We start from the raw sequence: 24,323 nt of genomic DNA on the forward strand, positions 1-24,323 counted from the left end.
AACATCAGGATCTCGGTTTGGTTTAGATGCTGTTTTTGATATGTGGCTTGCGACGGTACTTCTAGCTGGGCGCTCGGAGCTGTACTTTCCCTTCACTCATCACCCCTCACACGTTCAAATTAGGTAAAGGAGCTCATTATGGATAAGTCTCATTTCCTTTGGCAAACCGGTTGGTACAGCAATGGCCTTTGGCACACTTGCGACCAACATTATGAGGTGTTTAATCCCGCTAGCGGCGAGCTATTAGCCAAGGTTGCTAAGTGCGGCGCCAAAGAAACCCAAACCGCCATCGATGCCGCAGAGCAGGCCTTAGTGAGCTGGCGCCAAACCACGGCGAAGGAGCGTAGTAAAATTTTGCGCCGCTGGTATGAGTTAATGCTGGAGCACAAAGAGGCACTGGCTGAGTTAATGGTGTTAGAGCAAGGCAAGCCGTTAACCGAGGCCAAAGGCGAAGTGGCGTATGCGGCCAGTTTTTTAGCGTGGTTTGGCGAAGAAGCGAAACGTGCTTATGGCGAAACTATTCCCAGCCCAGATGCGAGTCACCGCATTTGGGTTATCAAACAGCCGGTGGGTGTGGTGGCGGCCATTACGCCGTGGAATTTTCCGCTGGCCATGATCACCCGTAAGGTAGGGCCTGCTCTGGCTGCCGGTTGTACTGTGGTGGTGAAGGCGGCCAGTGCCACGCCGCTGTGCGCCAATGCCTTGGCGGTGTTGGCCGAACAGGCCGGGCTGCCGGCAGGCGTGCTCAATTTAGTGTCCGGCGATACTCAGGCTATCAGCGATACGTTGATGAATAGCCCAGTAATACGGAAGCTGTCGTTCACCGGCTCCACCAAGGTGGGCAAGCTGTTAATGGCCAAGGCCGCCGACACGGTGAAAAAGCTATCACTGGAACTGGGCGGTAACGCGCCTTTTATCGTATTTGACGATGCAGACCTAGACGCCGCAGTAGCCGGCGCCATGGCGGCTAAGTTCCGTAATACCGGCCAAACCTGCGTGTGTGTGAATCGCTTCTTGGTACAAGAGGGCATTTACGACCGCTTCGTGCAAAAACTGGCCGCAGCCGCCAGCGCTCTTAAGGTGGGCGATGGCCTGCAAGAGGGCGTGCAGCAAGGGCCGCTGATCAACGAAGAGGGTCTTAAAAAAGTACAACAACATATAGCGGACGCGCTCAATAAAGGCGCTAAGCTTATCTGTGGCGGCCAGCCTCATGAATTGGGCGGCACCTTCTTTCAGCCGACTGTTTTGGCTGAAGCCTCCGACGATATGTTGCTTGCTCATGAAGAAACTTTTGGCCCAGTAGCGGCCTGTTTTCGCTTTAAAGACGAAGCCGAGGTCATCACTCGCGCCAATAACACGCCCTTTGGTTTAGCAGCCTACTTTTATACGCAAAATCTTAATCGCGTGTATCGAGTATCGGAAGCCTTAGAGTCCGGCATGGTGGGCGTAAATGCGGGCATTATTTCCAATGAAGTGGCGCCCTTTGGCGGCGTAAAAGAATCCGGTTTAGGCCGAGAGGGCGCACGCGCTGGTTTAGAAGAATATTTGGAAACCAAGTCTGTGAACTTAGGCTTAAATAATGAGGATGCTCAGCATTAAGCTAACGATTGAAGCGCCTTGGCCTTGTTTAGTGAGTGCTGCAAGGTTTAGGCGCTGAGAAAATAGTCGCTACTTGATGTAATTGGCGATGATAACTGCAGCGCAACCCTGCCACGCTTATCTGCTCGCTGCGGCACATATAAAATGTGGCTAGCCAGTTAATGAGGCTAGCCGAAAAGTAAATACCCATGCTATTTCCTAATAAAGCTGAGCCTGAAGTAGGTCGAGAGGGCGTCGTTACGGTTTGATTAAATGCTTAGATGACGAATTTATATGTTTAAGCTTAGCCATAGCAATTTCGGTTGCGCTGGATGGTTTTAGGCATGTTTATTTGATGGTTTTGATTCTGAAGAGTGCTAGTTGTCTCAATATTTGGTAAATTTTCATTGCCTTATAAAATCTGTATTTGTTAGCCTAGAGGCATCTTTTTTAAAAATGTCACTGTTTTTAAGTTAGAGTTCTATAGAGTTCACCCTTGGGAATAGCGCTTATTGCTAACAATTATTGCCAACAGCAATGTGACTAACACCCGCGCTAACCCTTATTTTGTTAACTGCTGTTCAGTTAACTGTTGCCTGTGAACTAGGGCGCGCTAAAAACAGGAATTTTATTATGGCTGCAGAAAAAATGAGCCCAGAAAAATCTTCTCCTCCCTCGACTTCTAATTCGACCATATTAGTGCCGGTGTTTTTACCGGCCGTTGTTATTATCGTATTAATGGTGGTCGGCACCATGAGCAATCCTGAACTGGCAGGTGAGGTGTTTGCCGACATTTTGTCTTATTTCACCAAGACCTTCGGCTGGTTTTATATGCTGGCCGTGGCCATCTTCTTGGTGTTTATTGTCTCGGTCGCTTTTAGTAAATGGGGCAATATTAAACTGGGTCCGGATCATGCACAGCCGGAATATAGCTTTGTGGCTTGGTTTGCCATGTTATTTTCTGCCGGTTACGGTATCGCCTTATTGTTCTTTGGTGTGGCCGAACCTGTGCTGCATTACGCGTCGCCACCTTCGGGACCTGCGTTAACCGTGGATGCGGCTAAGCAAGCCATGCAAATCGCCTTTTTCCACTGGGGCTTTCATATTTGGGCTATTTACGGCTTGGTGGGCTTGTCGCTGGCCTATTTTGCCTTTCGCCACGGTTTGCCGCTGTCGATGCGCTCCACGCTTTATCCGCTGATTGGCGATAAAATTTACGGCCCTATGGGGCATACGGTGGATGTGTTTGCCATCTTGGGTACCTTGTTTGGTATTGCCACCACGCTGGGTTTGTCGGTGGCGCAAATTAACGCTGGCCTTAATTATTTGTGGCCCAGTATACCGGTGAACACTACGGTGCAAATTATTGCCATAGTGGCGATTAGCGCATTAGCTATCTTGTCGGTAGTGGCGGGCATGGACAAAGGCGTAAAGCGCTTGTCGATGTTAAATATGGCGCTGGCTATCTCTTTGATGGTGTTTGTGTTTGCCGTTGGCCCTACTGTGTTTATTCTCAATACCTTTATGCAGAATACCGGCAGCTACTTAAGCAACATAGTAGAGCGCACCTTTAACCTACAGGCCTATACCTCCAGCGATTGGATTGGTAACTGGACGCTGTTTATTTTTGGTTGGACCATTGCCTGGGCACCCTTTGTCGGCCTGTTTATTGCCAAGATCAGCCGTGGTCGCACTATTCGTCAATTTGTGGTTGGCGTTATGGTGGTGCCTACCGTGTTTACCTTCTTATGGTTTTCGGTATTTGGCGATACCGCCTTGCATCTGATTATGGTGGATGGTTACACCTCTTTAATCGACGACGTACAGGCCGACCAAGCCATTGCCTTGTTCAAGTTGCTTGAGCATTTACCTCTGACGTCAATTGTGTCTTTTATTGCCGTTATTTTGATTATTACCTTTTTTGTTACCTCGTCTGACTCCGGCTCCTTGGTAATTGACTCACTGGCCTCGGGTGGCATAGCGCACACGCCAGCCTGGCAGCGCGTATTTTGGGCGTCAACCGAAGGCATAGTGGCGGCCGCGCTGTTATTAGCCGGTGGACTTAGCGCATTGCAAACCGCGACCATTGTCAGTGCCTTGCCCTTTGCCATTATTATGCTGATTGCCATGGTCGGCATGTGGCGCGCCTTGATCATTGAAGGTCACCATGAGGTGAGCTTGCAACACCATATGCAATCGGCAAAGAGCGGTGCTAAGGCTGGACCTGGATTTTGGAAAAAACGCCTGGCCAACTTGGTGGATTTTCCGGTGCGGGAAGAGGTGGAAAAATTTATCCGCACCACCGGCTTTCAAGCCATGCATAAGGTCGAGCAAGAGCTAGAGCAACAAGGCTGGGAAGCGGAAGTGGTGTTTGATGAACAAAATTGTCGTGCGCAATTTCAGGTGTTTCAAGAGGCTAAACTCGAGTTTATCTATGAGATTCGTTTACGTGGCTATGCCATGCCGGACTTCGCCTTCCCTGAGTCGGATCGCGATGTAGACGGCGACGATCATTACTATCGCGCCGAAGTGTTCTTACGCCGTGGTGGCCAAGCATATGATGTGTACGGCTATGATCAGCAAGATATCATCAGCGATATTCTGGATCAGTTTGAGAAGTATCTGCACATTTTGCATATTTCGCCCGGCATCTTGCCGTGGAAGATGGAAGAGCACGATGACGACTTAAATAATCACAGTAATGAGCTGCCCGCAGCCACAGAACTGAGTGATAAACCCATATAGCGGCAGGCCAGATGACTTATTTGTGGCTACTTGCTAACGGTTAGAAATGAAAATGGCGTGGATAACCACGCCATTTTTTTGCTTTTTATTCGGCACGAACAACCATTTAAACCGTGGGTCAAACGCTTACTGAGCGGATTTAGCCTGCAGCTTCTTGGTTTCTGTGGTGCTTTCAATGTTAAAACCGGCTTTGTTTTCTAGCTGCGCCTTGGTTTGCACATCGGCTTTCACCTTAGCTTTCACATCGGCTTTAACCGCAGTTTTATTGCTGGCTTCAAGTGTAGCCTTGCTTTGCAACGCCTTAATTTGCGCTTGCACCGACTGCAATTCAGCTTGGTCTTGCAGTGCTTTTAACTGCGCTTGTGCCGCTTTTAGCTGTTGCTCTGTGTCAGTAAGCTCAGCCACTGCGGTGTTTTGGCCGCTAAACGAGGCTTTAGCTAGGCCCTGTTTGGTCGGGGCCACCAGTGTTTGTAAGGTTTTCGGCCACACCACAGGCACAGTGCTATTGGGCTCATTAAATAGCTTGGTCTCTTGACCGTCGTTGACGATAGCCGACATTTTATTGGTTTGCGCGTTCCACACTAAACCGGCCGCTTGTGCTTCGCCGTCTTCGGTGGGGGAGGCCAGATAAAACAAGGTACCTTCTTGCTTTAGCGCAGGTGCAGTGCGCAGCAGTGCCAGCGTCTCTTCGTAATCTTCGCCTAATAGCGCCGTCATACGGTTTTTAATCATCGGCTTTTCAAATAGCTGAGAGCTGCTGGGGTCTAAGCCCACAAAAGGTTTGATAAATGCCCACATCAATTGGCTGGGGCCCATCGCTAACATAGGCGCAAAACAACCGCTGAGCATAGTGCACAGTGCCAGCACCAGCAGGCCATTGGTCTTTTTCACGGGTGATGAGGAAAATAAGTGTAATAAACGCATTTTGTATCCCATATTTTGTGTCTCATGAGACGGGTCTGATAACGCAGGCACGCATAACGAAGGTCTGATGAATAAGTGCTTCATTACTGCATCAATAGCATTATCTAAAAGGTGCAGCACATTAGCACAATTGGCTGAAAAAGCAGCCAGACTAGCACGAGACTTTTTAAGGCTGGCAGACGGATTAATTCACCGTAATGCCGGCGTGCAATTAGGTTTAACTACTTGGTTAAGGTGGAAAAACCAGCGGCAACCCGTGGTTTTTGCTGTCAGTTTTGCCCATTAATAAAGCCTGCACTAAGTAAGGGATCACATGATATTGGCGACACTTTCTGGCATTCTTAAGGCCATTAGATTCAGGAGAGAACAACGTATGCGGCGACTGAAAACCGGTTTATTGTCTTTAGCGGCGTTATTGCTCAGCGCCTGTGGCGATGGCGCATCGCATGAAGTGACGCTCTTAACCGGTGCCGCCCCCAGTGAGCTGGCGCGCACCCACTTAGCGGCGGCCATGCTTAAGCAGCAAGGCGTTCAAGTCTCCATAGAAGAGGCAAGGTTGGGGCAGATTTGGCAACGGTTGTGGGCCGGTAGAGCCGATGCCAGTGTGACCGTTTGGTTGCCCCAAGCCTCGGCGCCGTTTGTGGAGCGATTTTTTGATAGGCTTGATGACTTAGGGGCTAATGATGTGGGCTTAAGTGAGGTAGTCGAGCTGGTACCCTTACACGATAAGCCTCATACCATAGTGCGTCGCACCTTGGTTGAAGAGTCCCCCCAAGCGGTAGCCATCTTAAAAAATATACAGTGGCAGCCCAGTGATATCGAAGAAATCATGCAGCGCTGGCAATTAAGCCAAGACTGGTCACTGGCGGCAGAAACTTGGCTGGCTGAGCAAGCGTCCTCTTCGGTCGACGTTCGTAAGGAGTGAAGAGGATGCCTCACACCTTACTCCTCTCAATTTACAATGGCTGCTGGGTTAAGCGGCACTCTTTAACAGGATATAAACATGACCATGATAGGAACACCGCTGTCAAAAACGGCAAAACGAGTATTAATGTGCGGCGGCGGTGAGTTGGGCAAAGAAGTGGTAATAGAGCTGCAGCGCTTAGGCGTAGAAGTGATAGTGGTGGACCGCTACGCCAACTCGCCCGCCATGCAAGTGGCCCATCGTAGTCATGTGATTTCTATGCTGGACGGTGCGGCTCTTAGAGCCGTGATTGAGCAAGAAAAACCGCATTTTATCGTGCCAGAAATTGAAGCCATCGCCACCGCCACCTTAGTGGAGCTGGAGCAAGAAGGTTATACGGTGATCCCCACGGCGCGCGCCACCCAGCTCACCATGAATCGCGAAGGTATTCGCAGCCTAGCCGCAGAAGAATTAGGGCTGGCCACCTCGCCTTATCGCTTTGCCGGTACTTTGGCAGAGTTTACCGCCGCCATTAGCGAAATTGGTATGCCCTGTGTGGTGAAACCTATTATGAGCTCATCTGGCAAAGGGCAAAGCACGGTACGCAACGAGAGCGAAATAGAGGCCGCTTGGGCTTATGCCCAAGAGGGCGGTCGCGCCGGCGGTGGCCGCGTGATCATCGAAGGCTTTGTGCAGTTTGATTATGAAATCACCTTACTCACGGTGCGCCATGCCAACGGCACCAGTTTTTGTGAGCCTATCGGCCATCTGCAAGAAGACGGCGACTATCGCACTTCGTGGCAGCCCCAAGCCATGAGTGCAGCCGCCCTTGCTGCGTCACAAAAAATGGCCGAGCAGGTAACCTGTGCTCTGGGCGGTTTAGGCGTATTTGGCGTTGAGCTGTTTATTCGCGGTGATGAAGTGCTGTTTAGTGAAGTGTCGCCGCGCCCCCACGATACCGGCTTGGTGACACTTATCTCGCAAAACTTGTCGGAATTTGCGCTGCATGCCCGCGCTATTTTAGGCCTACCGATCCCGCTTATTCGCCAATATGGCCCAGCGGCCTCTGCGGTGATCTTGCCGACGGGTAAGTCTAACCAAACCACCTTTAGCGACCTTAATTTGGCGCTGGCCGAGCCCGATACCGAGCTGCGCTTATTTGGTAAGCCCGAGATAGATGGCCGCCGCCGCATGGGCGTGGCCCTGGCGCTAGCCGACACCATAGATGCCGCCAAAGCCAAAGCCAGCCACAGCGCCGCCCAAGTGAAAGTGGAGTTTTAAACATAGCGCCGAGCGCCCGGCGCCCAGAGCCCAGCTAAAACAAAACACGGTTCTTTGTTTTACTTGGGGCTGGGCGCTTTTTTATTAAGGTCAGTCACATGTCCCGCACCATCTATTTATTACGTCATGGCCAAACGCAGTTTAATGCCGAGCTGCGCTTACAAGGCCACTGTAATTCTGATCTCACGCCGCTTGGTTTAGCCCAAGCCAATGCCATGGCCAACACCTTGGCAAACTTATTAGATAAACCCCAAGACTGGGCGCTGTATTCCAGCCCTTTAGGGCGAGCCCAACAAACCGCGCACATTATTCGCGAGCGGCTGCAACTATCGCCCTCAGGCGTTCAGCTGGATGAGCGGTTAATGGAAGTGGGCTTAGGGGAGTGGGAGCAACAAAGAGCGCCCGACTTAAAGCTGCAATATCCACATATTTCTCAGCACGTTTTAAGCTGGTATCTCAAGGCACCGGGTGCCGAAACCCTAGCCCACGCCCAACAGCGCTTATCTAGCTGGCTGCAAGACCCAGCACTGCCTGCGCAAGTATTGGTGGTGGCCCACGGTTTATCGGGCGCTTTATTACGGGGCGTGTATGCCAACTTGAATGAGCAAGCTATTTGGCAGCAAGAAATTCCGCAAGATGCGTTTTTTAAACTGCATAACGGCCAGATAGCGCGTATTGCTTGTCTGTAATGAGAAAAGGCTCTCATCCTAGAGACAATGAGGTACTTAGCAGAGCCAGAGGTTAGTACATATTTAGATTATGTCGCGAACATGTCGCTGTCTGTTATGAAAACGAAGGGATGTCTAAGATTCAAGCCCGTGATTCACTGGGGCTGAGCCAAACGCAACGACTCAGCTTGTCGGGCGAGTCGTGAGTGGCTCACCGTTTAATGACCTGATGAGCCTGACCAGCACAGCGTTTTGAACAATATTTTACTTGCTCCCAGTTTTTCTCCCACTTCTTGCGCCAACTAAAGGGCCGCAAACAGACGGGGCAAATCTTAGTGGGTAGGTTTAATTTTTTGTGCATGACACCTTCCTGATTACGCACAACAATAAACTGAGTGAAGCGCGCTTATCTATCACCGGTTTACACCACCCGCATTAGCGACTTACCCAAAGTCACTTAAAGTCACCTAGCCCGCATTGGCGATTTATCTAAGACCACTCAACCGCGCATTAGCGCTAGGCGAGGCTCTAAATCTTGCGGATCAAACCCCAGCTACTCTTTTTCTTCTTGCTCCAATTCTTGTTGGTTCTTCTCATGACGAATGTTGTCTTGCTCTTCACTAGCAGGCCGTGCTTCTGTGGCGGCTGGCGCCGGCGCCACTGTTTCTTTAGGGTTAGGAGTGGTGAAGTATAAAAAGACGCCTAACCAAATAAATGCGCCTATTCTTAACCAATTTGAGTAGCCTTTACGCAGCGTCAGCCAAGCAAAAATAATCGGTAAAAGAACGATGCCGGCACCTAAATAATGGTCAATTTTGCGTTTGCCAGATTTAGGCTCAAGCTCAGTAGTTGGGTTTGCATAGCGCGCCTCTATAAAGGCCCTAAGGTTGACCACTTCATCTACTATGCCTTGATGCGCCAATTGCTCCGGACCTGTGGCCGCCACAAGTTGCTCAATATTGGCTTTAGTGCGGGCAAACAAGACTAAAAAATCCTGATAATTCGCACTGTTAGCACTATTAGAATGGTCAGCAAACAAGCTATTTAAATCCACCTGATCTTTTTTGATCTGCTCTACATCATGGCCATTGACGTTAATAAACACCGCCACCGCCGTATTTAACTCATCTTGCACTTCTTCTAAAAAGCTCAAGAAGCCCAACGACTGCAGCTTCTCGTTCTGACTATCGGCTTTATTGATCTTGAGCTGAGTGTCTATGCCGGTAATAAATTTTTCGTCTGTGCTGTTTTCAGCAGGCATGTTGGTCGCCATATCAGTCTCTTTTAATGGTAGGTGTAGAGCGGTAATAGAAAGTTAGTTTATCAAACTTAGCCTGCTCAGCCACAGTCTATGCAAGGCCCGAGAGTAAGCTCAGCATGGCTTTTGCGGGAAAAATCGTACCCTGATTTTTTATGGTGCGGGGCATATTGGCAATCCAAGCTCCCGAACTATAACCCGTTAGCTCGCTGATGTTGCTGCCGTGGTAGAGCAGCTCCTGTTCAAATTCAAGCTTGACTCGAGTGAGTGTGGCTTGTTCAGAACGTTGACATTGAGTGTCTAGCTGCAACGGTCGTAAGCACAGTTGTGCTGTGCTCATCTGTGCCTCGTTGGCACCGCATTTAAGCAAAGTATTCATTAATACATCTACAAACCTATCGTTAAGCTCGGCAAAATCAGGTTTGGTCAGCGCAGGTAACACCAGTGGGAAGCGGGTGACATTCTGCACCAGTAATATACAGTTGCGCCTTTGCAAGGTAACCAGATGACCGTGCCAGCCGCTGAGCGGATTGATATCCAGCATAGGTCGTTCAAACAGCCACTGGCTGCGCGGCGTAACAGCCAACTAGCCGTTATCCAGCAGTGGCAGCTTTTCAAATAATTTTCGGGTGGCGTGCAGCTGGATCATGGCGTTACCTGTGTATCAGTAGAGAGCCTGCATGGTAAAGCTTAAAGCCTGATTCGGCCAATTGGCGTTAAAAGGCCTTCATTCCATTTATCTTTGCGCTGTAGATGCTGACTTTGTCAGCATGACGACTAATGCAAACCCTGCTTCGTAAGACTGCCGAACTTTCTACATCCAATACGTGACGGCGGCTACAAAAGTCATGTATTACCACCAATTGCTGTTAAAACCTCTCTAAGCTCAACAGACTCTTGTATGCAGTATCGGATTTTTCTAAAAAACATGGGGTTGAGTGCATGAGTAAGGCTTTATAAACCAGCCTACATTGAGCCCTAGTACAGATTTTTCATCTAGCTGCCATAAGAAATTTTTAGCATTGTATTGCTCTGAGCTATGCTATGCAGCAGGATGTGCCAATAAATTGGCGTGTCACATATCATTTAGAGAAGAAGCGGAAACACTATGGCAAGTAGCGATCTCGCAAAGCAGCATTATGTTCACCACTTAGGCAAGGGTTTTGAGCAGAGTGCTCGTCCTACGCTTATCTTGGGGCATGGTTTTGGCTGCGATCAGCAAATTTGGGCTCCGGTGGCCCAAATACTCGCTGAGCAATACTCGTTAGTACTATTTGATCATATGGGATGCGGGCGCGCTGATATTTCAGCCTATGATGCCGAGCGTTACACGGATTTGTCTGCTTACGCAGACGATTTGGTGAATCTGGTGCAGTCGCTGGGCCTAGAGCAGCCTATTTTTGTTGGGCACTCAGTCAGTGGTGCCATTGGTTGGCTAGCCTCGCTAAAGGCGCCGCAATTATTTAGCCAAATCATCGCCATTGGCCCTTCACCGCGTTACCTCAACGATCTCCCTGATTATGTCGGCGGCTTTGAGGAACACGATGTTTTGGAAATGCTGGATCTGATGGAGCGCAATCACTTTGAATGGGCCGGCTACTTGGCTCCCATAGTGATGGGCGCAGGAGATAGACCCGCGCTCGCCGATGAACTTCGCCAAACTTTCCTTAATGCCGACCCCACCACGTCTCGGCGTTTCGCTTATGCGACTTTTATGAGCGATATTCGCCAAGATCTGCCCAAGGTTACCGTACCGACGCTGATTTTATACTGTGATGAAGACGTAATAGTACCGACTGACGTCATCGCATACCTACAACGCACGCTAGTAAATTGTGCGGTAAAAAAACTGAATGCCAGCGGTCACTATCCACATATGAGCGACCCCAGCGTCGTTGCCCAAGCCATTCTTGAGGGCGTGTTAATTGCTCATTGATGTGGATTTTATTCCCGGTGGACTGATAGTGCTGGATACCGCAAATAAAGTGACAGCGGTTAATCAATCCTTGTGTGACTGGTTGGGGCGGGAAAAAGCCGACTTGCAAGGTCACTCACCTGAACGCTGGATGACCACAGCATCGCGTATGTATTATCTTGGCCATGTGCTGCCGTCATTGCGTTTGCATGGTCATGCGGAAGAAGTCTTTTTGTCTTTGACCAATGCTAATGGGGAAGTGCTGCCCGTTATCTTAAGTGCCAGTGTTTGCTCACCAAACAGTGAGGGTTACCAATTACTGCTGCTACCTATGCAGCGCCGTAACTTAATTGAAGAACAGCTGCAGCAGGCTCGCAAGCATGCGGAAAAGGCGGTAGCCGAGAAGGATAGGGCATTACAAGACCTGAAAGCGCTGACCTCTGAGCTTGAGCTAGGGCATCAAGAGCTTGCAATATTGAATCAGCAACTTGAACAATTGGCGACCCAAGATGCGCTGACAGGACTAGATAATAGGCGCGTCTATGACAGAGAGATGGCCGTACAGTTCTCTTTGTTTCAGCGAGCTAAACATCCCTTCGCCTTGATAGTGGGTGATATCGACTATTTCAAAACGATAAATGATAGTTTTGGCCATGATGCTGGCGACCAAGTTTTAAAAGAGATAAGTCAGCAGTTGAGCGTAAATAAGCGTGAATTGGACACCTTGGCGCGTATTGGTGGGGAAGAATTTGCGCTTATTTTACCCAATACCACAGCCGAGCACGCTTTTTTGGTCGCAGAACGTAAACGCAAAGAAATCGAACAATTTGTAGGGCAGTACGGCACCGTAACGCTGAGTTTTGGAGTGGCTGAAGTACGAAGTGAGGATACTGAGCGAACCCTGTATGAGCGAGCAGACCAAGCACTGTACAAAGCGAAAAAAGCAGGAAAAAACCAAGTATGTGTTGGTTAGCCTCTTGCTTTCGTGAATGTTGAATTCACAGCGACATCTACGCCACACACATGCCGCACACACGAAAAAGGGCTAGCAGATGTTATCCGTTAGATCTTAATGCATCTGCTAGCCCTTACTGTATCTGCCACGCTTGGCGACCGTCGGGGCCCGCACGGTAAGTAACGGGCGTATTGTTCTATGTGTTAAAGGCGAGCGCTCAAGCTTAGTACTGCCATTGATAGTCGCTTAGTTAGCACCGGCTTGTTCGAGAATAGTGACCATGGCTGAGTATCCACGCTGGCGAGCATGTTGCAGCGGCCGAACGCCTTCCCTGTCTGCAAGATTAACGTCTGCGCCAGCGTCTACTAACAGCCTGACGATCTCAATATGGCGCGGCCCACCATCGGCGAGAAGAATGGCTTCCAGTAAGGCGGTCCAACCCAATTTGTTGATATGGTCGAGGTCGGTACCGGCTTGGATCAGGGTGCGTACTGTCTCCACATGCCCTCTCTCAGCGGCGGGAATAAGGGCGGTGCCGCCATAGCGGTTGGTGCTCGTTAGATTGGCCCCGTGCTCAAGTGTCATCTTTAGGATCTCAAGGTGCCCCCGCGCGCCGGCGTAAAGATAGGGGCTGTCTTGAATAGCGTCTTTGGCATTTACATCTGCACCGGCGTCAATCAGCACCTTGGCGGCGGCAATATGGTTGCCATGGGTGGCTATCATCAAGGGCGTCTGCTTAAGGCCGTCGCGCGCGTCTATGCTCGCACCTTGATTAAGCAGTGCCGTAATTTGATGGCTGTCGCCTTTGGCTGCGGCATCGTGCAGCTGCTGCACCTTAGCCTGCACTACCATTGACGTAAAAAACATGCCGCCAAAGAGGGCGGCAAAAAATGTGCGTTTTATCCACATATGGTTTCTCCAAATTCAGTGCTACGCGGGGAAATGAGCTGCGTACCTATGCTAGATGTCGCGGGATGCATTTGAAAGGCGATACTTTTAAACTTACCTGATTACGTATGAACTTCAGCCATGATGCGCGTTGTTTTAGGTTTTTGTAGCTGCCAACTTGTTCGGCAGGCCAGCTTTGCTGGCAATTTTTAAATAAAAACATAAAACCGTGGCGAACAAGTTGCCACCTACGTTGTAACCCATTGAATCTATTGATGCTGAAGTCACTGAAACATGGCTGAGCTTTGTTGGTAATCAGTTAAACTTATACCAATCTAAGTAAGTATTTGATCGGTTTACATTAAGGCAAAAACTAAAGATCAAAGACTATTTTTGCCACGGAAGAACACAGAAGGCACGGACGAAGTTCACGTGCGACAAGTGATCAATACTGTATATGGTAAGAGCTCCTCTCGTTCAGGTTGTGATGTTTGGCTCTTACCCATACCGTGGTCTTTTCAGATCTGATCACTATTTTGACCTGTTCTTCCGTGCCTCTCGTTACAAAGAAGTGTGGCAAAAAGGTTTTGATCAGTTAATTTTACAGATTGGTATTACTCGCACTTAGTGAGTGCCGGTACCAAATAAAAAAGCCGCTACCTAGGTAGCGGCTTTAAGCAATCAGGCCTAGGCCGTGAGTTCTTTGCGCAGAATTGCAGCTCCGGCACTTAAGGCGTGTAGCTTGCCACGGGCGACGGCACGAGATAAAGGTGCCATGCCGCAGTTGGTAGAAGGATAAAGCTTATCGGCATCTACAAATTGCAGGGCGCGGCGTAATGTGGCGGCCACTTCTTCTGGCGTTTCAATCACGTTGGTTGCCACATCAATGGCCCCTAGCATTATCTTTTTACCGCGGATCAGTTCCAGCAGATCGATAGGCACATGAGAGTTTTGACATTCTAATGAGATAATATCGATATTAGACTTTTGCAGCTTAGGAAAGACTTCTTCATATTGGCGCCACTCAGAGCCCAAGGTCTTTTTCCAATCCGTGTTCGCTTTAATGCCATAGCCATAGCAAATATGCACCGCAGTTTCACATTTAAGACCTTCCATGGCCCTTTCTAAAGCCGCAATTCCCCAATCATTTACTTCATCAAAAAACACGTTAAATGAAGGCTCATCAAATTGGATAATATCCACACCTGCAGCCTCTAACTCTTTGGCTTCTTGATTGAGTATGGCGGCGAATTCCCAGGCTAACTCTTCACGGCTTTTATAATGGGCATCATAAAGCGTATCTATCATGGTCATAGGGCCTGGCAGCGCCCATTTTATGGGTTGCTTGGTTTGCTGGCGTAAAAACTTAGCATCTTCCACAAACACTGGCTTTTGCCGACTCACAGCACCCACCACAGTAGGGACGCTGGCATCGTAGCGGTCACGAATTTTAACGGTTTTGCGTTTTTCAAAATCAACACCATCAAGGTGCTCAATAAAGGTAGTCACAAAATGTTGGCGCGTTTGCTCGCCATCACTGACAATATCAATACCTGCTTGTTGCTGCTCTTGCAACCACACACGTAACGCATCTTGTTTACCTGCAATTAATTCTTCACCTTCTAATCGCCAAGGTGACCAAATTTTTTCCGGCTCTGCAAGCCAAGAAGGTTTAGGTAAACTGCCTGCAGTAGAAGTAGGTAATAATATTTTCATCATAAGTACCGTTTATATTTTCGTTAATGATAAGACAGAATTTAAGAAGCGTAGCTAGCTGACCATTCTTCAAGAATGGCTTGATAGGGTTTGATGAAGTTTTCTTCAGTAAATTTCCCTTGCGCAACAGCTAAATGATTACGCTCTTCTCTGTCATAAACAATTTGCGTTAATGAATAATCTGAATTCTTTAAATTAGGCTTATATATTCTTCCGGCCGTAGCGTTAGCGTTATAAATTTCTGGGCGATAAATTCGTTGAAACGATTCCATGGTGCTGATGGTGCCTATCAGCTCAAGATTACTGTAATCGTTTAACAAGTCACCAAAGAAATAGAACGCCAGCGGTGCAGTACAATGAGGGGGCATAAAGTAGCGAACCTCAAAGCCCATCTTCTTAAAGTAGGTTTCAGTTAGCGATGACTCGTTAGGCTGATATTCAACACCTAAGATAGGATGCTGATTTTCAGTCTGGCGATAGGTCTTGTTATCCGACACACTCAGGCAGATCACAGGGAGTTTTTTAAAGTTCTGCTGGTAAGTATTTGAGCTTAAAAAATATTGGAAGAGCTTGCCATGCAGATCACCAAAATCCTCTGGCGCACTAAATTTAGCTTGGCCTTTGTTATGATCCAATAGCAAAACGCTAAAGTCATAATCTCGCACATAAGAGGAAAAGTTATTGCCTACAATGCCTGCAATACGTTGCTTGGTGATGTGATCAACAATATAAGTCTGCAAGATTTCAATGCTAGGAAAGGCAATCTCATTACCCTGTACCTTCATATCAACGGAAATGATTTCCAGCTCAACAGAGTAACGATCGGCTTTGGGGTTGTCCCAGTGCGCTAAGGCGTTGAAACGATTGTTGATCATACTTAAGGTGTTGCGCAAATTTTGTTGGCGGCTTTCACCTCTGGCCAAGTTCGCAAAGTTGGTCGTCACTCGTGTATTGTCTGAGGGGCGATAATTTTCGTCGAAATTAATGCTGTTGATAGCGAAGCTAAAGTCGTTGCTCATGATGTTTGGTATCCCTTTTCCGGCAATAAAACCTGAAGGTGTGCTGGCTGTTGCTGGGCTTACCGATTGCTCTAGCCCCTAGCTGCACCGTCTTTGTGGTTTATAGCTAATGAATAATCAACTCTAGTATTTTTAGCTGTCTGGATGTCTAGAGCTGCGAATAGCTATATTTATACAGGGATGCTGACATGAACAAAAGTGATCTTATTTCATCAATGCATGAGTAAAAATCATGGGTAACGCTAATCCCATGCTCTCTTAGGTAAGCGGCATGTGACAGTCACCGCTTGGACTCGCTTGCAGATGTAGCAGTATTCTTGAAAAAGTGTGGGTTTAAAGAAAAGACTGGGTCATTATCGGACGGTTTGCGCCTGAGCAATAAAATCACTCAGGTAATTAATCTGCTCTTCGCCTTTTCGTATTCCTACAAAGATCTGTTTTTTAATGCCTTGTTTACCGAGCCGCAGGCTTTTAATGGCCATGGTTTTAGCGAATTCATCCACGAGCCAACCCGGCAAGGCACACACACCTCTGCCCGCAGCTACCATCTGCAACATTATTTCCGTGGTTTCTATGGTCTTGTGTTTTTTGACCGTGCACTTGGCGGGATTTAAAAACTGACTGTAAATATCTAACCGCTCGGGTTCTACCGGATAGCTAAATAACACTTCTTCACTGAGTTGCTCAGGCATGATCGAGTCTTGCATGGCCAAGGGGTGAGATGATGCAACCACCAGCCTGTGTTCATAGTCAAATACCGGTATAAACGTCAAATTAGGTTTGTATAAGGGATCAGGCGTGACCAGAATATCTATCTCATAGCTGTGCAGCGCCCCCAAACCACCGAATTGAAATTCCTGCTTTACGTCAATGTCCACGTTTGGCCATTTTTCAAGATAAGGTTCAATCACTCTTAACAACCATTGATAGCAAGGGTGGCATTCCATGCCGATGCGCAGTGAGCCCATTTCGCCTTTTACTATCTGACTCAATAGCAGCTCAGTGTGTTTAAATTGCGGTAATACCCGACTGGCCAGCGTTAAGATTTGTTCACCAGCATGGGTAAGGCGCAAGCTTCTGCCTTCTTTTTGCCAAACAGCAGTTTTTATCTGGCCTTCTAATTTTTTGATGCTGTGACTCAATGCAGACTGGGATAAATTTAACGACTCGGCAGCTTGGGTTAAGGTGCCTTGCTCTTTTATTGCCGCCAGTACTTCAAGGTGAAACCGCTCCAACATCACTTAACTCCTGTCTTTAGTATGTAATTTATGAATATAATTCATGGATTATTGAGAATACATCATTATATTCATTCAACCAACACACTGGCACTGTCTAAAGCGATCCGCGGTTGAGTTATTTCTTACCTTAATCTCCCCGTAATTGAGCCGGAGGATTGTCGCCAGTTTATGGAGAATTAGATGGTTCAAATGCAACTGATGATGGACATCAGCAGCTGCAAGGTTGCTTGAAATGACATACTGACTATTCTGGGGCTATCTTGGCCCCGTTTTTTGTGGCTACCGCTATGTCTCTGTTAAAACAGCAAGGGATATAAAGCCAAAATGTGGCCCGCAGCTCTACGAGCACCAGATACCACGATTACCTTGCCGTCATCTTACTTGTGCCTGTTCGTGGCATGCTATATTGGGCCTCGTTGGATCATTACAGGTTAAAACACTTAATAATGAGCAGTTATCTGTCTTTAACCACTCGGCTCAGCCTGATGTTTAGCATCGCCATGTTGGCGATATGGGGTTTAGTGAGTGTCGTCTTAATGCAGTCGTTAGAGCATCACTTTGCGCGCCAAGACGAAAGTGATATTCAAAGTAAAATAATATTAACTAAGAAGTTTATCGCCAGCCGGCAACAGAGCCATGGCCAAGATTGGTCGATACTGGAAGCCGATTTGCACAATATGCTCGCCGGTCACAGTGGGTACTTCCTGCTGATTCGAGATCGACAAGGTAAAGAGTTGGTTAGCGTCACTCCTACCGAACAGCGGCAACCCGGCTTGAATCAAGCCATGCCCGACTATGACTCATTGCCATTGCAAGAGAACTGGATTGAAGGTGGTATTCGCTATCGCAGTATTACCGATCGGGTTGCGGTTGGCTCGGCGATAACTGGACGCAATACTCCCAATACGGTCTTGGTCCGTGTGGCATTAGACACCAGCTATCATCAGCACTTTATTGATGAAATAAAAATTGGCCTTGCTTGGCTGACGGGCGGCATTGCTTTAATCTCAGTGCTATTAGGGTGGCTGGCATCTCGCTCCGGCCTCAAGCCATTACGCAGCCTAGCCTCGCTCTCTGCTCGGGTCACCGCCAACAAACTCGACTATCGGCTCTCTTTAACTAATGCACCTTCGGAGCTGCACGCGCCCATTCAAGCATTTAATGACATGTTGGATCGACTGGAAAATTCTTTTCAGCGGCTAACCGCTTTTTCTTCGGATATTGCTCACGAGCTGCGCACCCCAGTTAACAGCCTAATGATGCAAACTCAAGTGGCGTTGGCACAGCCGCGCAATGCCGAAGAGTACAAAGAAGTGCTGTACGCGAATCTAGAAACTGCCGAGCGGCTGGCAAGGATGATTGGTGAAATGCTATTTCTTGCCAAATCAGAGCAAGGGCAGTTAACCATGCAGCCCACGCCACTGGCCTTGAGTGATGAGTTAGATGAATTGATTGAATTTTTTGAACCCTTGGCCAGTGAGCAACAAGTGCGCCTACACCGACAAGGCCAAGCTCAGCTGCTGGGCGACAAAGCCATGCTGCAACGGGCTTTCAGTAATCTACTCACGAATGCCATTCGCTATACGCCAGCACAGGGTGAAGTGCGCATGGCTATTAACAGTGATAAACAGGGCACAACCGTGACAGTCACCAATCCGGGACCGGCGATTCCAATCGAAGAATGGCCTCATCTGTTTGACCGCTTTTACCGAGTGGACCATGCACGCCAACCCATAACCGAGGGCACTGGGCTTGGGCTCGCGATTACTCAAGCGATTATTACCGCGCATCAAGGCACTATCGCTGTGCACTCTGATGCACAAGAAACCTGTTTTAGTGTTTGGTTCCCCGCCCTTAAAAGCTGAGGCGCGGGTAGGGTATTTACTTGATGCCATTGGCCCGCTGCTGCTCGCGAATATAGCCAATTATCTCACCCACCTCAGCTTGGGTAACACCCGATACCGGCGGCATATCGCCAAAGCGCCAGTGATGGGCACGCACGCCATTAGCGGCGGCACGATAAAATGCTTCATCCCCATGATGAGAGGGCTCATACACAGGATGAATAAAGGGTGGGCCTTGGCGAGTGCCTTTCAAGTCTGCACCATGACAGCTGGCGCAATTATCGTTATAAGCCTGTTTACCCTGAGATAGCTGTGCTTGCTGGTTTTGCAGCCCCGACTCACCGTTCGGTAAAAATCGACTGCCGATAATAACAACCAATACCAGCGCACCAACCACTAAGCCCCATAACCGCCAACGAATGGCTACTGATGTTTTTTTCACGCTATTACATCCTCTACTCAATTAACGGAAAAATGGCAGGGCCAAGGCCCATGCCATTAGTGTTACATCTTGTTTAATACATTTTTGCGACTAGATTACCGGTACTATTTCACCTGTACTATTTCACCTGTACTATTTCACCTGTACTTGGCCCTTCATGCCTGCTTCCATGTGGCCGGGGATCAGACAGGCAAAATCGACGGTGCCGGCCTGATCAAACTTCCAGACCAAGCCACCTTTCTGGCCTGGCTGCAGGGTGATCATATTGGGCTCGGCGTGTTTCATATCCGGCATTTGGCGCATCATGTCGGCATGTTCTTTTAAGGATGCCATATCGCCAAGAACGAGCTCATGAGCCGCTTTACCTGCGTTTTTAATAAATAACCGCACGGTTTCACCGGCCTTTACTTCGATTTGTTCCGGTGAAAAACGCATGTTATCCATCATCACTACTTCTATGGTACGACTCACGTCGGCCGCCTTGCCAGGCATGCCTACCCCCTGCATATGCTGCTGCATCGCCGCCATATCATGGCCTTGATGGTCACCGTGCTCGCCGGCAGCCATTGCCAAGCCGGGTAATAAATACAGCATGAGTACGGATAGTGTTTTTTGCATGAGTGTTTCCTTTAAGGTGTTTGTTTAGCGTATTTGTTGAATATCATCACGGTTTAAAACCAGAACTTAACCCCAGCCAACCAGCGAGTTTCCTGGGTTGCTTCGTCTTCTATTCGCCGTAGATCGGCGCTATTTCCCAGCGCGGTCGCCCATTCCCAGCCTAAATAGGGGGCAAACTGGCGATCGATTTCATAGCGCAGTCGAGCACCGGCCACCAGCTCAGATAAACCTTGGCCTTGGCCGCGTTCGGCATCATCCTTACCATAAGCGGTTAACTCCACACTGGGTTGCAATACCAGTCGCTGGGTTAATAAGAGTTCATATTCCGCTTCTACGGCTAACGCCGTTTGTCCATCGTCACCCAAATAGGTTGTGGCATCGAGTTCAAACCAATAAGGGGCCAAGCCCGCCACACCTAAGGCTAACCAGCCCTGATCTGGCCCGTGCCCCGTGTCATAACGCACACCCAATTCACTGTTCCAGAAGGTGCTTAGTGCATGGCTCCATAACAGCTCAGTACTGGCTTCTGCCAGCTTGCCTTGCTCTATGTCGCCTTCAGCTTTGAGTACGGCTCGGTTGTAATCACGACCCAGCCAAGCGCGGGTGTCAAAAGCTAAGGTATGGCTTGCACCCTTATCCACCCGCTCTAATCTATCAACCAGCACACCGTAGAAAGTATGCTCGTCAGCCAGTCTTAGCTGACGAGGGCCGGGCAACACATAGGGACCGTCTTCCAAAGTAAAGCCACCGGAATAGGCGTCGGCATCTCTGGCGTCGGCGGGCGCTGAGCCTCCCTGCATCTGCATGCTACCGTGATCCATACCCTGCATCTGGCTATGATCCATGTCCTTCATCTGACTGTGATCCATGTCCCTCATCTGACTGTGGTCCATGTCCTTCATCTGACTGTGGTCCATGTCTTTCATTTGACTATGATCCATAGTTTTCATTTGGCTGTTTGCCGGTGCTGAGCCGTGCTTGGCATGAACGTCTTGAGCCAATGCAGCACCAGCTGGCAGCACTGTTAAGGCCAGTAATATACTGTTCAATCCGGATTTCATGGTCGCTTTCCTTCCGTTGATCCCGCTCATGACACCACCACTTCGCGGAACATACCCCCGTCCATATGGAACATGAGGTGACAGTGCCAAGCCCAACGTCCAAGCGCGTCTGCAGTGACCAAAAAGCTGACTCGTTGCGCCGGTTGCACCTGTATGGTGTGGCGGCGTACCTGAAAACTCCCGTCCGGATTTTCCAGTTCGCTCCACATGCCGTGTAGATGCATGGGGTGAGTCATCATGGTGTCGTTGTGCAGAATGATCCGTACTCGCTCGCCATAGTTAAAGTGCACTGGGGTGGAGCTACCAAATTCAACGCCATCGAACGACCAGGTATAGCGTTCCATATTGCCGGTCAGGTGTAGTTCTATTTCCCGCTCCGCCGGTCTTGGATCCATAGGGCCGCCTGGGGTACGCAAATCGGCCAAGGTCAGTACTCGACGGCCGTTATTGCGTAAGCCAATGCCGGGATCGTCCAAGTTGGTGCGCGGCGTATCTACTCGCATATCCACGCTAGGGCCATACTCACTACGGGCATGATTCACCTCGCTGCTCGCCTTAGTTAATCCTCCAGCCATAGCGCCCATATTCATATTGCTGTGATCCATACCACTCATGCCAGCCATGTTCATGGTGCTGTGATCCATACCGTTCATGCCAGCCATATTCATGCTGCTATGGTCCATGTCTGCCATGGCGTTCATATTCATGGCGCTGTGGTTCATGCTGCTCATGGCATTCATGTTCATACCACTCATATCCATGCTGCCGTGATCCATGCCGCCCATATCGCCCATCATATCGGCCATGGTTAGCCATTCAGCGGGGTCTAACTCGGGCACGGCAGCACTCAGTCCTGCTCGCGTACCTAAGGTGCCGCGGGCATAACCGGTTCTGTCCATCGCTTGGGCAAACAGGGTATAAGCCTCGGCTTGGGGCTCCACCAGCACATCATAAGTTTCGCCAGGGCCGAACCGGAATTCATCCACTGTCACTGGCTCTACATTTAGACCGTCGGCTTGAACCACCGTCATTTTTAGCCCAGGGATACGAACATCATAAAAGGTATTGCCGGCGCCATTAATAAAGCGCAACCGCACTCGTTCACCTTGTTTGAACAGGGCAGTCCAGTTGCCCGCAGGAGCGGTGCCGTTCATGAGATAGGTCAGCGTCTCCGAGGACAGATCTGCCAAGTCGGTGGGGCTCATGCGCATTTCGTTCCACATTTGCCGTTTGTTTAGTGCTGACGTTAAGCCATCACTGGACACATCACGAAAGAAGTCGAATACCGTAGGTTGATTGAAATTATAGAGATCGCCCTGATTCTTGAGCTTACCTAATACTCGCATTGGATTTTCATCGGTCCAGTCTGAGAGCAACACCAGATGTTCACGGTCGGCGTTAATGCTATCGCCTTCGGCGGGGTCGATGATTAATCCCCCGTACATACCGGTAAGTTCCTGCATGCCCGAATGAGAGTGATACCAATAGGTGCCGCTTTGCTCCAACTTGTACTGATAAGTAAAGGTTTCGCCGGGGGCGATACCCGCAAAACTAATGCCCGGCACGCCGTCCATCTGATAAGGCAAAATAATACCGTGCCAGTGAATGGAGGTTGGTTCCTTCAGCCGATTGGTCACCCGAATCGTTACCTCATCTCCTTCACGCATGCGCAGTGTTGGGCCAGGAATGGAGCCGTTAATGGTGGTGGCCATGCGCATTTTGCCCGTAAAGTTAACGGGCGTTTCATCGATAATAAGGTCGAACTCGTTGCCGGTCAGCACAGGTACATCGCCGGTGACTGTGCCCACACTTGCAGCCTGCGCGGGTCTCAACATGGGCGCCATGCCTAACACCACGCCACCTGCAGCGAGTCCTTGTACAAATCTACGTCGGGGTAGATTGGGACTGTTCTCGATTACTTTCATCGCAACTCCTCTCCTTGTTGGCATTTTGCTCATTAGGAATATTTATATAAGGAAAGAATAGAAGGTCAGCCTGTCGTCAACATGACCGCCAGATTACAAAATTGTCATGTTGCGGTCATGTGACTGGCAGCAAGTAAGCTTCATGCTATAAACATAACGCTGGCAGCAGCCGAGCATGGCCGCCATCATGGGGCATCAATGACGGTATAAAGGACTAACATGAAAATTTTGATCATCGAAGATGAACAAAAAACCGGGGATTATCTGCAAAAAGGACTCAATGAGGCAGGGTTTGTGGTGGATCTTGCCCGCAACGGTTTAGATGGCCTGCATCTGGCGGTTACTGAGCCTTATGATTTGATCATTCTCGATGTCATGCTGCCAGATCTGAATGGCTGGCGGATTGTTGAAGCGCTGCGCGATCAAGGGCGACAGATGCCGCTGTTATTTTTAACTGCCAAAGATAGCGTAGAGGATAAGGTACGGGGATTGGAATTAGGGGCCGACGATTACCTCGTCAAGCCCTTTGCTTTTGCTGAATTGCTGGCCAGAGTACGAACCTTACTGCGCCGAGGTAGCCCCCAAGGACTTAGCAATCAACTGGAAGTGGCCGATCTCACGCTCAATCTACCTCGTCGCCATGCGATGCGTGCCGGAGAGCACATCCACTTAACCAATAAAGAGTTTGCGCTGCTGGAGTTGCTGGTGCGCCGCCAAGGTGAGGTGCTACCGCGCTCGCTGATCGCCTCTCTGGTATGGGACATGAATTTCGACAGCGATACTAATGTTATCGACGTGGCTATTCGCCGCTTGCGCGTCAAAATAGATGATGGCTTCAGTCTTAAACTCATCCAAACCATCAGAGGCATGGGCTACACCATAGATATTACTCGGTAAGCTTGAGCCTGCGATCCTGTCACTTAGTCACATCTTTTTCTTGCCTTATAAGCAAGCGTGAAGTGGACAGACTTTCTACTGTAAATAGGTATATCTCCCTTGTAGGTGGCCGTCTCTTCGGTGAAGAGGACTTCGCCACGGTTTTGGGTGTTGTTTAAACCATCCGCTGACGCGGACCGCCGAAGTCCTCTTTACCAAAGAGACGGGCGGCTACAAGCTCTGCTTCTACACACCCAACAGCGTGTGAAACGTACAACCCGACTGTTCAGGGTACATTATTAAAATCGACAGAAACTTGTGACTAAGTGACAGCCTGCGATCTTATAGCGGTTCATGCCTTAGCGTACGCTGCATTTTTACCTAGTTTTGCTTATCAACACTATGATAAAAGCGCGTTTAACTCGAACAAAATTTAACCGCGAAAGGTCAACAGGCCCTAGTATC

At 49.1% G+C, this 24,323-nt stretch carries 22 protein-coding genes; 10 read left to right on the forward strand and 12 right to left on the reverse strand.

Translation table 11 applies throughout. The annotated features are described in order from the left end of the window. Positions 1 to 138 precede the first annotated feature (138 nt). Both ACEN2G_RS07255 and ACEN2G_RS07260 read left to right on the forward strand, forming a co-directional pair. Positions 139 to 1,599 carry an NAD-dependent succinate-semialdehyde dehydrogenase gene (locus ACEN2G_RS07255; RefSeq protein ID WP_442020812.1) on the forward strand — a complete coding sequence of 487 codons (1,461 nt, stop codon included), beginning with the start codon at positions 139 to 141 and terminating at the stop codon, positions 1,597 to 1,599. A gap of 612 nt (positions 1,600 to 2,211) precedes the next feature. Continuing rightward, a complete protein-coding gene (locus ACEN2G_RS07260) occupies positions 2,212 to 4,323 on the forward strand; it encodes a BCCT family transporter (protein WP_442020813.1) in 2,112 nt (703 codons plus the stop codon). Between the two features lie 126 nt (positions 4,324 to 4,449). On the opposite strand, the gene ACEN2G_RS07265 is transcribed toward ACEN2G_RS07260, so the two are convergent. Next, entirely contained in the window at positions 4,450 to 5,247 is a 798-nt protein-coding gene (locus ACEN2G_RS07265; protein ID WP_442020814.1) for a hypothetical protein, read from the reverse strand. Positions 5,248 to 5,620: 373 nt separating this feature from the next. On the opposite strand from ACEN2G_RS07265, the gene ACEN2G_RS07270 reads away from it, so the two are divergent. From ACEN2G_RS07270 to ACEN2G_RS07280, 3 genes are all read left to right on the forward strand, one after another. Continuing rightward, entirely contained in the window at positions 5,621 to 6,172 is a 552-nt protein-coding gene (locus ACEN2G_RS07270) for a glycine betaine ABC transporter substrate-binding protein (protein WP_442020815.1), read from the forward strand. A gap of 84 nt (positions 6,173 to 6,256) precedes the next feature. Beyond that, complete coding sequence (gene purT / locus ACEN2G_RS07275) at positions 6,257 to 7,432, forward strand: formate-dependent phosphoribosylglycinamide formyltransferase (protein WP_442020903.1); 1,176 nt, start codon at positions 6,257 to 6,259, stop codon at positions 7,430 to 7,432. Positions 7,433 to 7,530: 98 nt separating this feature from the next. After that, positions 7,531 to 8,121, forward strand: a complete 591-nt coding sequence (locus ACEN2G_RS07280) for a histidine phosphatase family protein (RefSeq protein ID WP_442020816.1) — start codon at positions 7,531 to 7,533, stop codon at positions 8,119 to 8,121. A gap of 190 nt (positions 8,122 to 8,311) precedes the next feature. On the opposite strand, the gene ACEN2G_RS07285 is transcribed toward ACEN2G_RS07280, so the two are convergent. Beyond that, complete coding sequence (locus ACEN2G_RS07285; RefSeq protein WP_442020817.1) at positions 8,312 to 8,461, reverse strand: DUF2256 domain-containing protein; 150 nt, start codon at positions 8,459 to 8,461, stop codon at positions 8,312 to 8,314. A gap of 34 nt (positions 8,462 to 8,495) precedes the next feature. Between ACEN2G_RS07285 and ACEN2G_RS07290 the strand changes: the two genes are divergently transcribed. Further along, the gene (locus tag ACEN2G_RS07290; RefSeq protein ID WP_442020904.1) at positions 8,496 to 8,561 is read left to right on the forward strand and encodes a DUF4113 domain-containing protein; all 66 of its coding nucleotides are present in this window, start codon (positions 8,496 to 8,498) and stop codon (positions 8,559 to 8,561) included. Positions 8,562 to 8,653: 92 nt separating this feature from the next. Here the strand turns inward: ACEN2G_RS07290 and ACEN2G_RS07295 are convergent, their stop codons facing one another. Together ACEN2G_RS07295 and ACEN2G_RS07300 are read right to left on the reverse strand one after the other, a co-directional pair. Continuing rightward, on the reverse strand, positions 8,654 to 9,373 hold the full coding sequence (locus tag ACEN2G_RS07295) for a hypothetical protein (RefSeq protein ID WP_442020818.1): 720 nt from the start codon (positions 9,371 to 9,373) through the stop codon (positions 8,654 to 8,656). Between the two features lie 76 nt (positions 9,374 to 9,449). Then, entirely contained in the window at positions 9,450 to 9,944 is a 495-nt protein-coding gene (locus tag ACEN2G_RS07300) for a DUF6933 domain-containing protein (protein ID WP_442020819.1), read from the reverse strand. A gap of 522 nt (positions 9,945 to 10,466) precedes the next feature. Between ACEN2G_RS07300 and ACEN2G_RS07305 the strand changes: the two genes are divergently transcribed. Together ACEN2G_RS07305 and ACEN2G_RS07310 are read left to right on the forward strand one after the other, a co-directional pair. Next, positions 10,467 to 11,294 (forward strand): alpha/beta fold hydrolase, encoded by an 828-nt coding sequence (locus tag ACEN2G_RS07305; protein ID WP_442020820.1) that lies wholly within the window; start codon positions 10,467 to 10,469, stop codon positions 11,292 to 11,294. Further along, positions 11,284 to 12,246, forward strand: coding sequence for a sensor domain-containing diguanylate cyclase (locus ACEN2G_RS07310; RefSeq protein WP_442020821.1), 963 nt, complete (start codon positions 11,284 to 11,286; stop codon positions 12,244 to 12,246). Before ACEN2G_RS07305 ends, ACEN2G_RS07310 begins: the two co-directional genes overlap by 11 nt. 228 nt (positions 12,247 to 12,474) lie before the next feature. Here ACEN2G_RS07310 and ACEN2G_RS07315 read toward each other — a convergent pair whose 3' ends face one another. From ACEN2G_RS07315 to ACEN2G_RS07330, 4 genes are all read right to left on the reverse strand, one after another. Further along, positions 12,475 to 13,137: an ankyrin repeat domain-containing protein gene (locus ACEN2G_RS07315; RefSeq protein ID WP_442020822.1), complete on the reverse strand. Its 663-nt coding sequence runs from the start codon at positions 13,135 to 13,137 to the stop codon at positions 12,475 to 12,477. 666 nt (positions 13,138 to 13,803) lie between these two features. Beyond that, a complete protein-coding gene (locus tag ACEN2G_RS07320; protein ID WP_442020823.1) occupies positions 13,804 to 14,832 on the reverse strand; it encodes a methionine synthase in 1,029 nt (342 codons plus the stop codon). A gap of 41 nt (positions 14,833 to 14,873) precedes the next feature. Continuing rightward, positions 14,874 to 15,851 (reverse strand): DUF1852 domain-containing protein, encoded by a 978-nt coding sequence (locus tag ACEN2G_RS07325; protein WP_442020824.1) that lies wholly within the window; start codon positions 15,849 to 15,851, stop codon positions 14,874 to 14,876. A 353-nt stretch (positions 15,852 to 16,204) separates the two neighbouring features. Continuing rightward, positions 16,205 to 17,089, reverse strand: coding sequence for a LysR family transcriptional regulator (locus ACEN2G_RS07330; RefSeq protein WP_442020825.1), 885 nt, complete (start codon positions 17,087 to 17,089; stop codon positions 16,205 to 16,207). Positions 17,090 to 17,538: 449 nt separating this feature from the next. Here ACEN2G_RS07330 and ACEN2G_RS07335 point away from each other — a divergent pair, with 449 nt between their 5' ends. Beyond that, positions 17,539 to 18,957, forward strand: a complete 1,419-nt coding sequence (locus tag ACEN2G_RS07335; RefSeq protein ID WP_442020826.1) for a heavy metal sensor histidine kinase — start codon at positions 17,539 to 17,541, stop codon at positions 18,955 to 18,957. 16 nt (positions 18,958 to 18,973) lie between these two features. Here ACEN2G_RS07335 and ACEN2G_RS07340 read toward each other — a convergent pair whose 3' ends face one another. From ACEN2G_RS07340 to ACEN2G_RS07355, 4 genes are all read right to left on the reverse strand, one after another. Next, positions 18,974 to 19,378 carry a c-type cytochrome gene (locus tag ACEN2G_RS07340; RefSeq protein ID WP_442020827.1) on the reverse strand — a complete coding sequence of 135 codons (405 nt, stop codon included), beginning with the start codon at positions 19,376 to 19,378 and terminating at the stop codon, positions 18,974 to 18,976. A 132-nt stretch (positions 19,379 to 19,510) separates the two neighbouring features. Then, positions 19,511 to 19,996: a cupredoxin domain-containing protein gene (locus tag ACEN2G_RS07345; RefSeq protein WP_442020828.1), complete on the reverse strand. Its 486-nt coding sequence runs from the start codon at positions 19,994 to 19,996 to the stop codon at positions 19,511 to 19,513. A gap of 53 nt (positions 19,997 to 20,049) precedes the next feature. Further along, positions 20,050 to 21,057, reverse strand: a complete 1,008-nt coding sequence (locus tag ACEN2G_RS07350; protein ID WP_442020829.1) for a copper resistance protein B — start codon at positions 21,055 to 21,057, stop codon at positions 20,050 to 20,052. A gap of 26 nt (positions 21,058 to 21,083) precedes the next feature. Then, entirely contained in the window at positions 21,084 to 22,982 is a 1,899-nt protein-coding gene (locus ACEN2G_RS07355; protein ID WP_442020830.1) for a copper resistance system multicopper oxidase, read from the reverse strand. A 219-nt stretch (positions 22,983 to 23,201) separates the two neighbouring features. Here ACEN2G_RS07355 and ACEN2G_RS07360 point away from each other — a divergent pair, with 219 nt between their 5' ends. Beyond that, positions 23,202 to 23,879, forward strand: a complete 678-nt coding sequence (locus tag ACEN2G_RS07360; protein ID WP_442020831.1) for a heavy metal response regulator transcription factor — start codon at positions 23,202 to 23,204, stop codon at positions 23,877 to 23,879. The last annotated feature ends 444 nt before the right edge of the window (positions 23,880 to 24,323 follow it).

It is taken from the genome of Oceanisphaera sp. W20_SRM_FM3 (assembly GCF_052119705.1).
Classification (GTDB): Bacteria; Pseudomonadota; Gammaproteobacteria; order Enterobacterales; family Aeromonadaceae; genus Oceanimonas.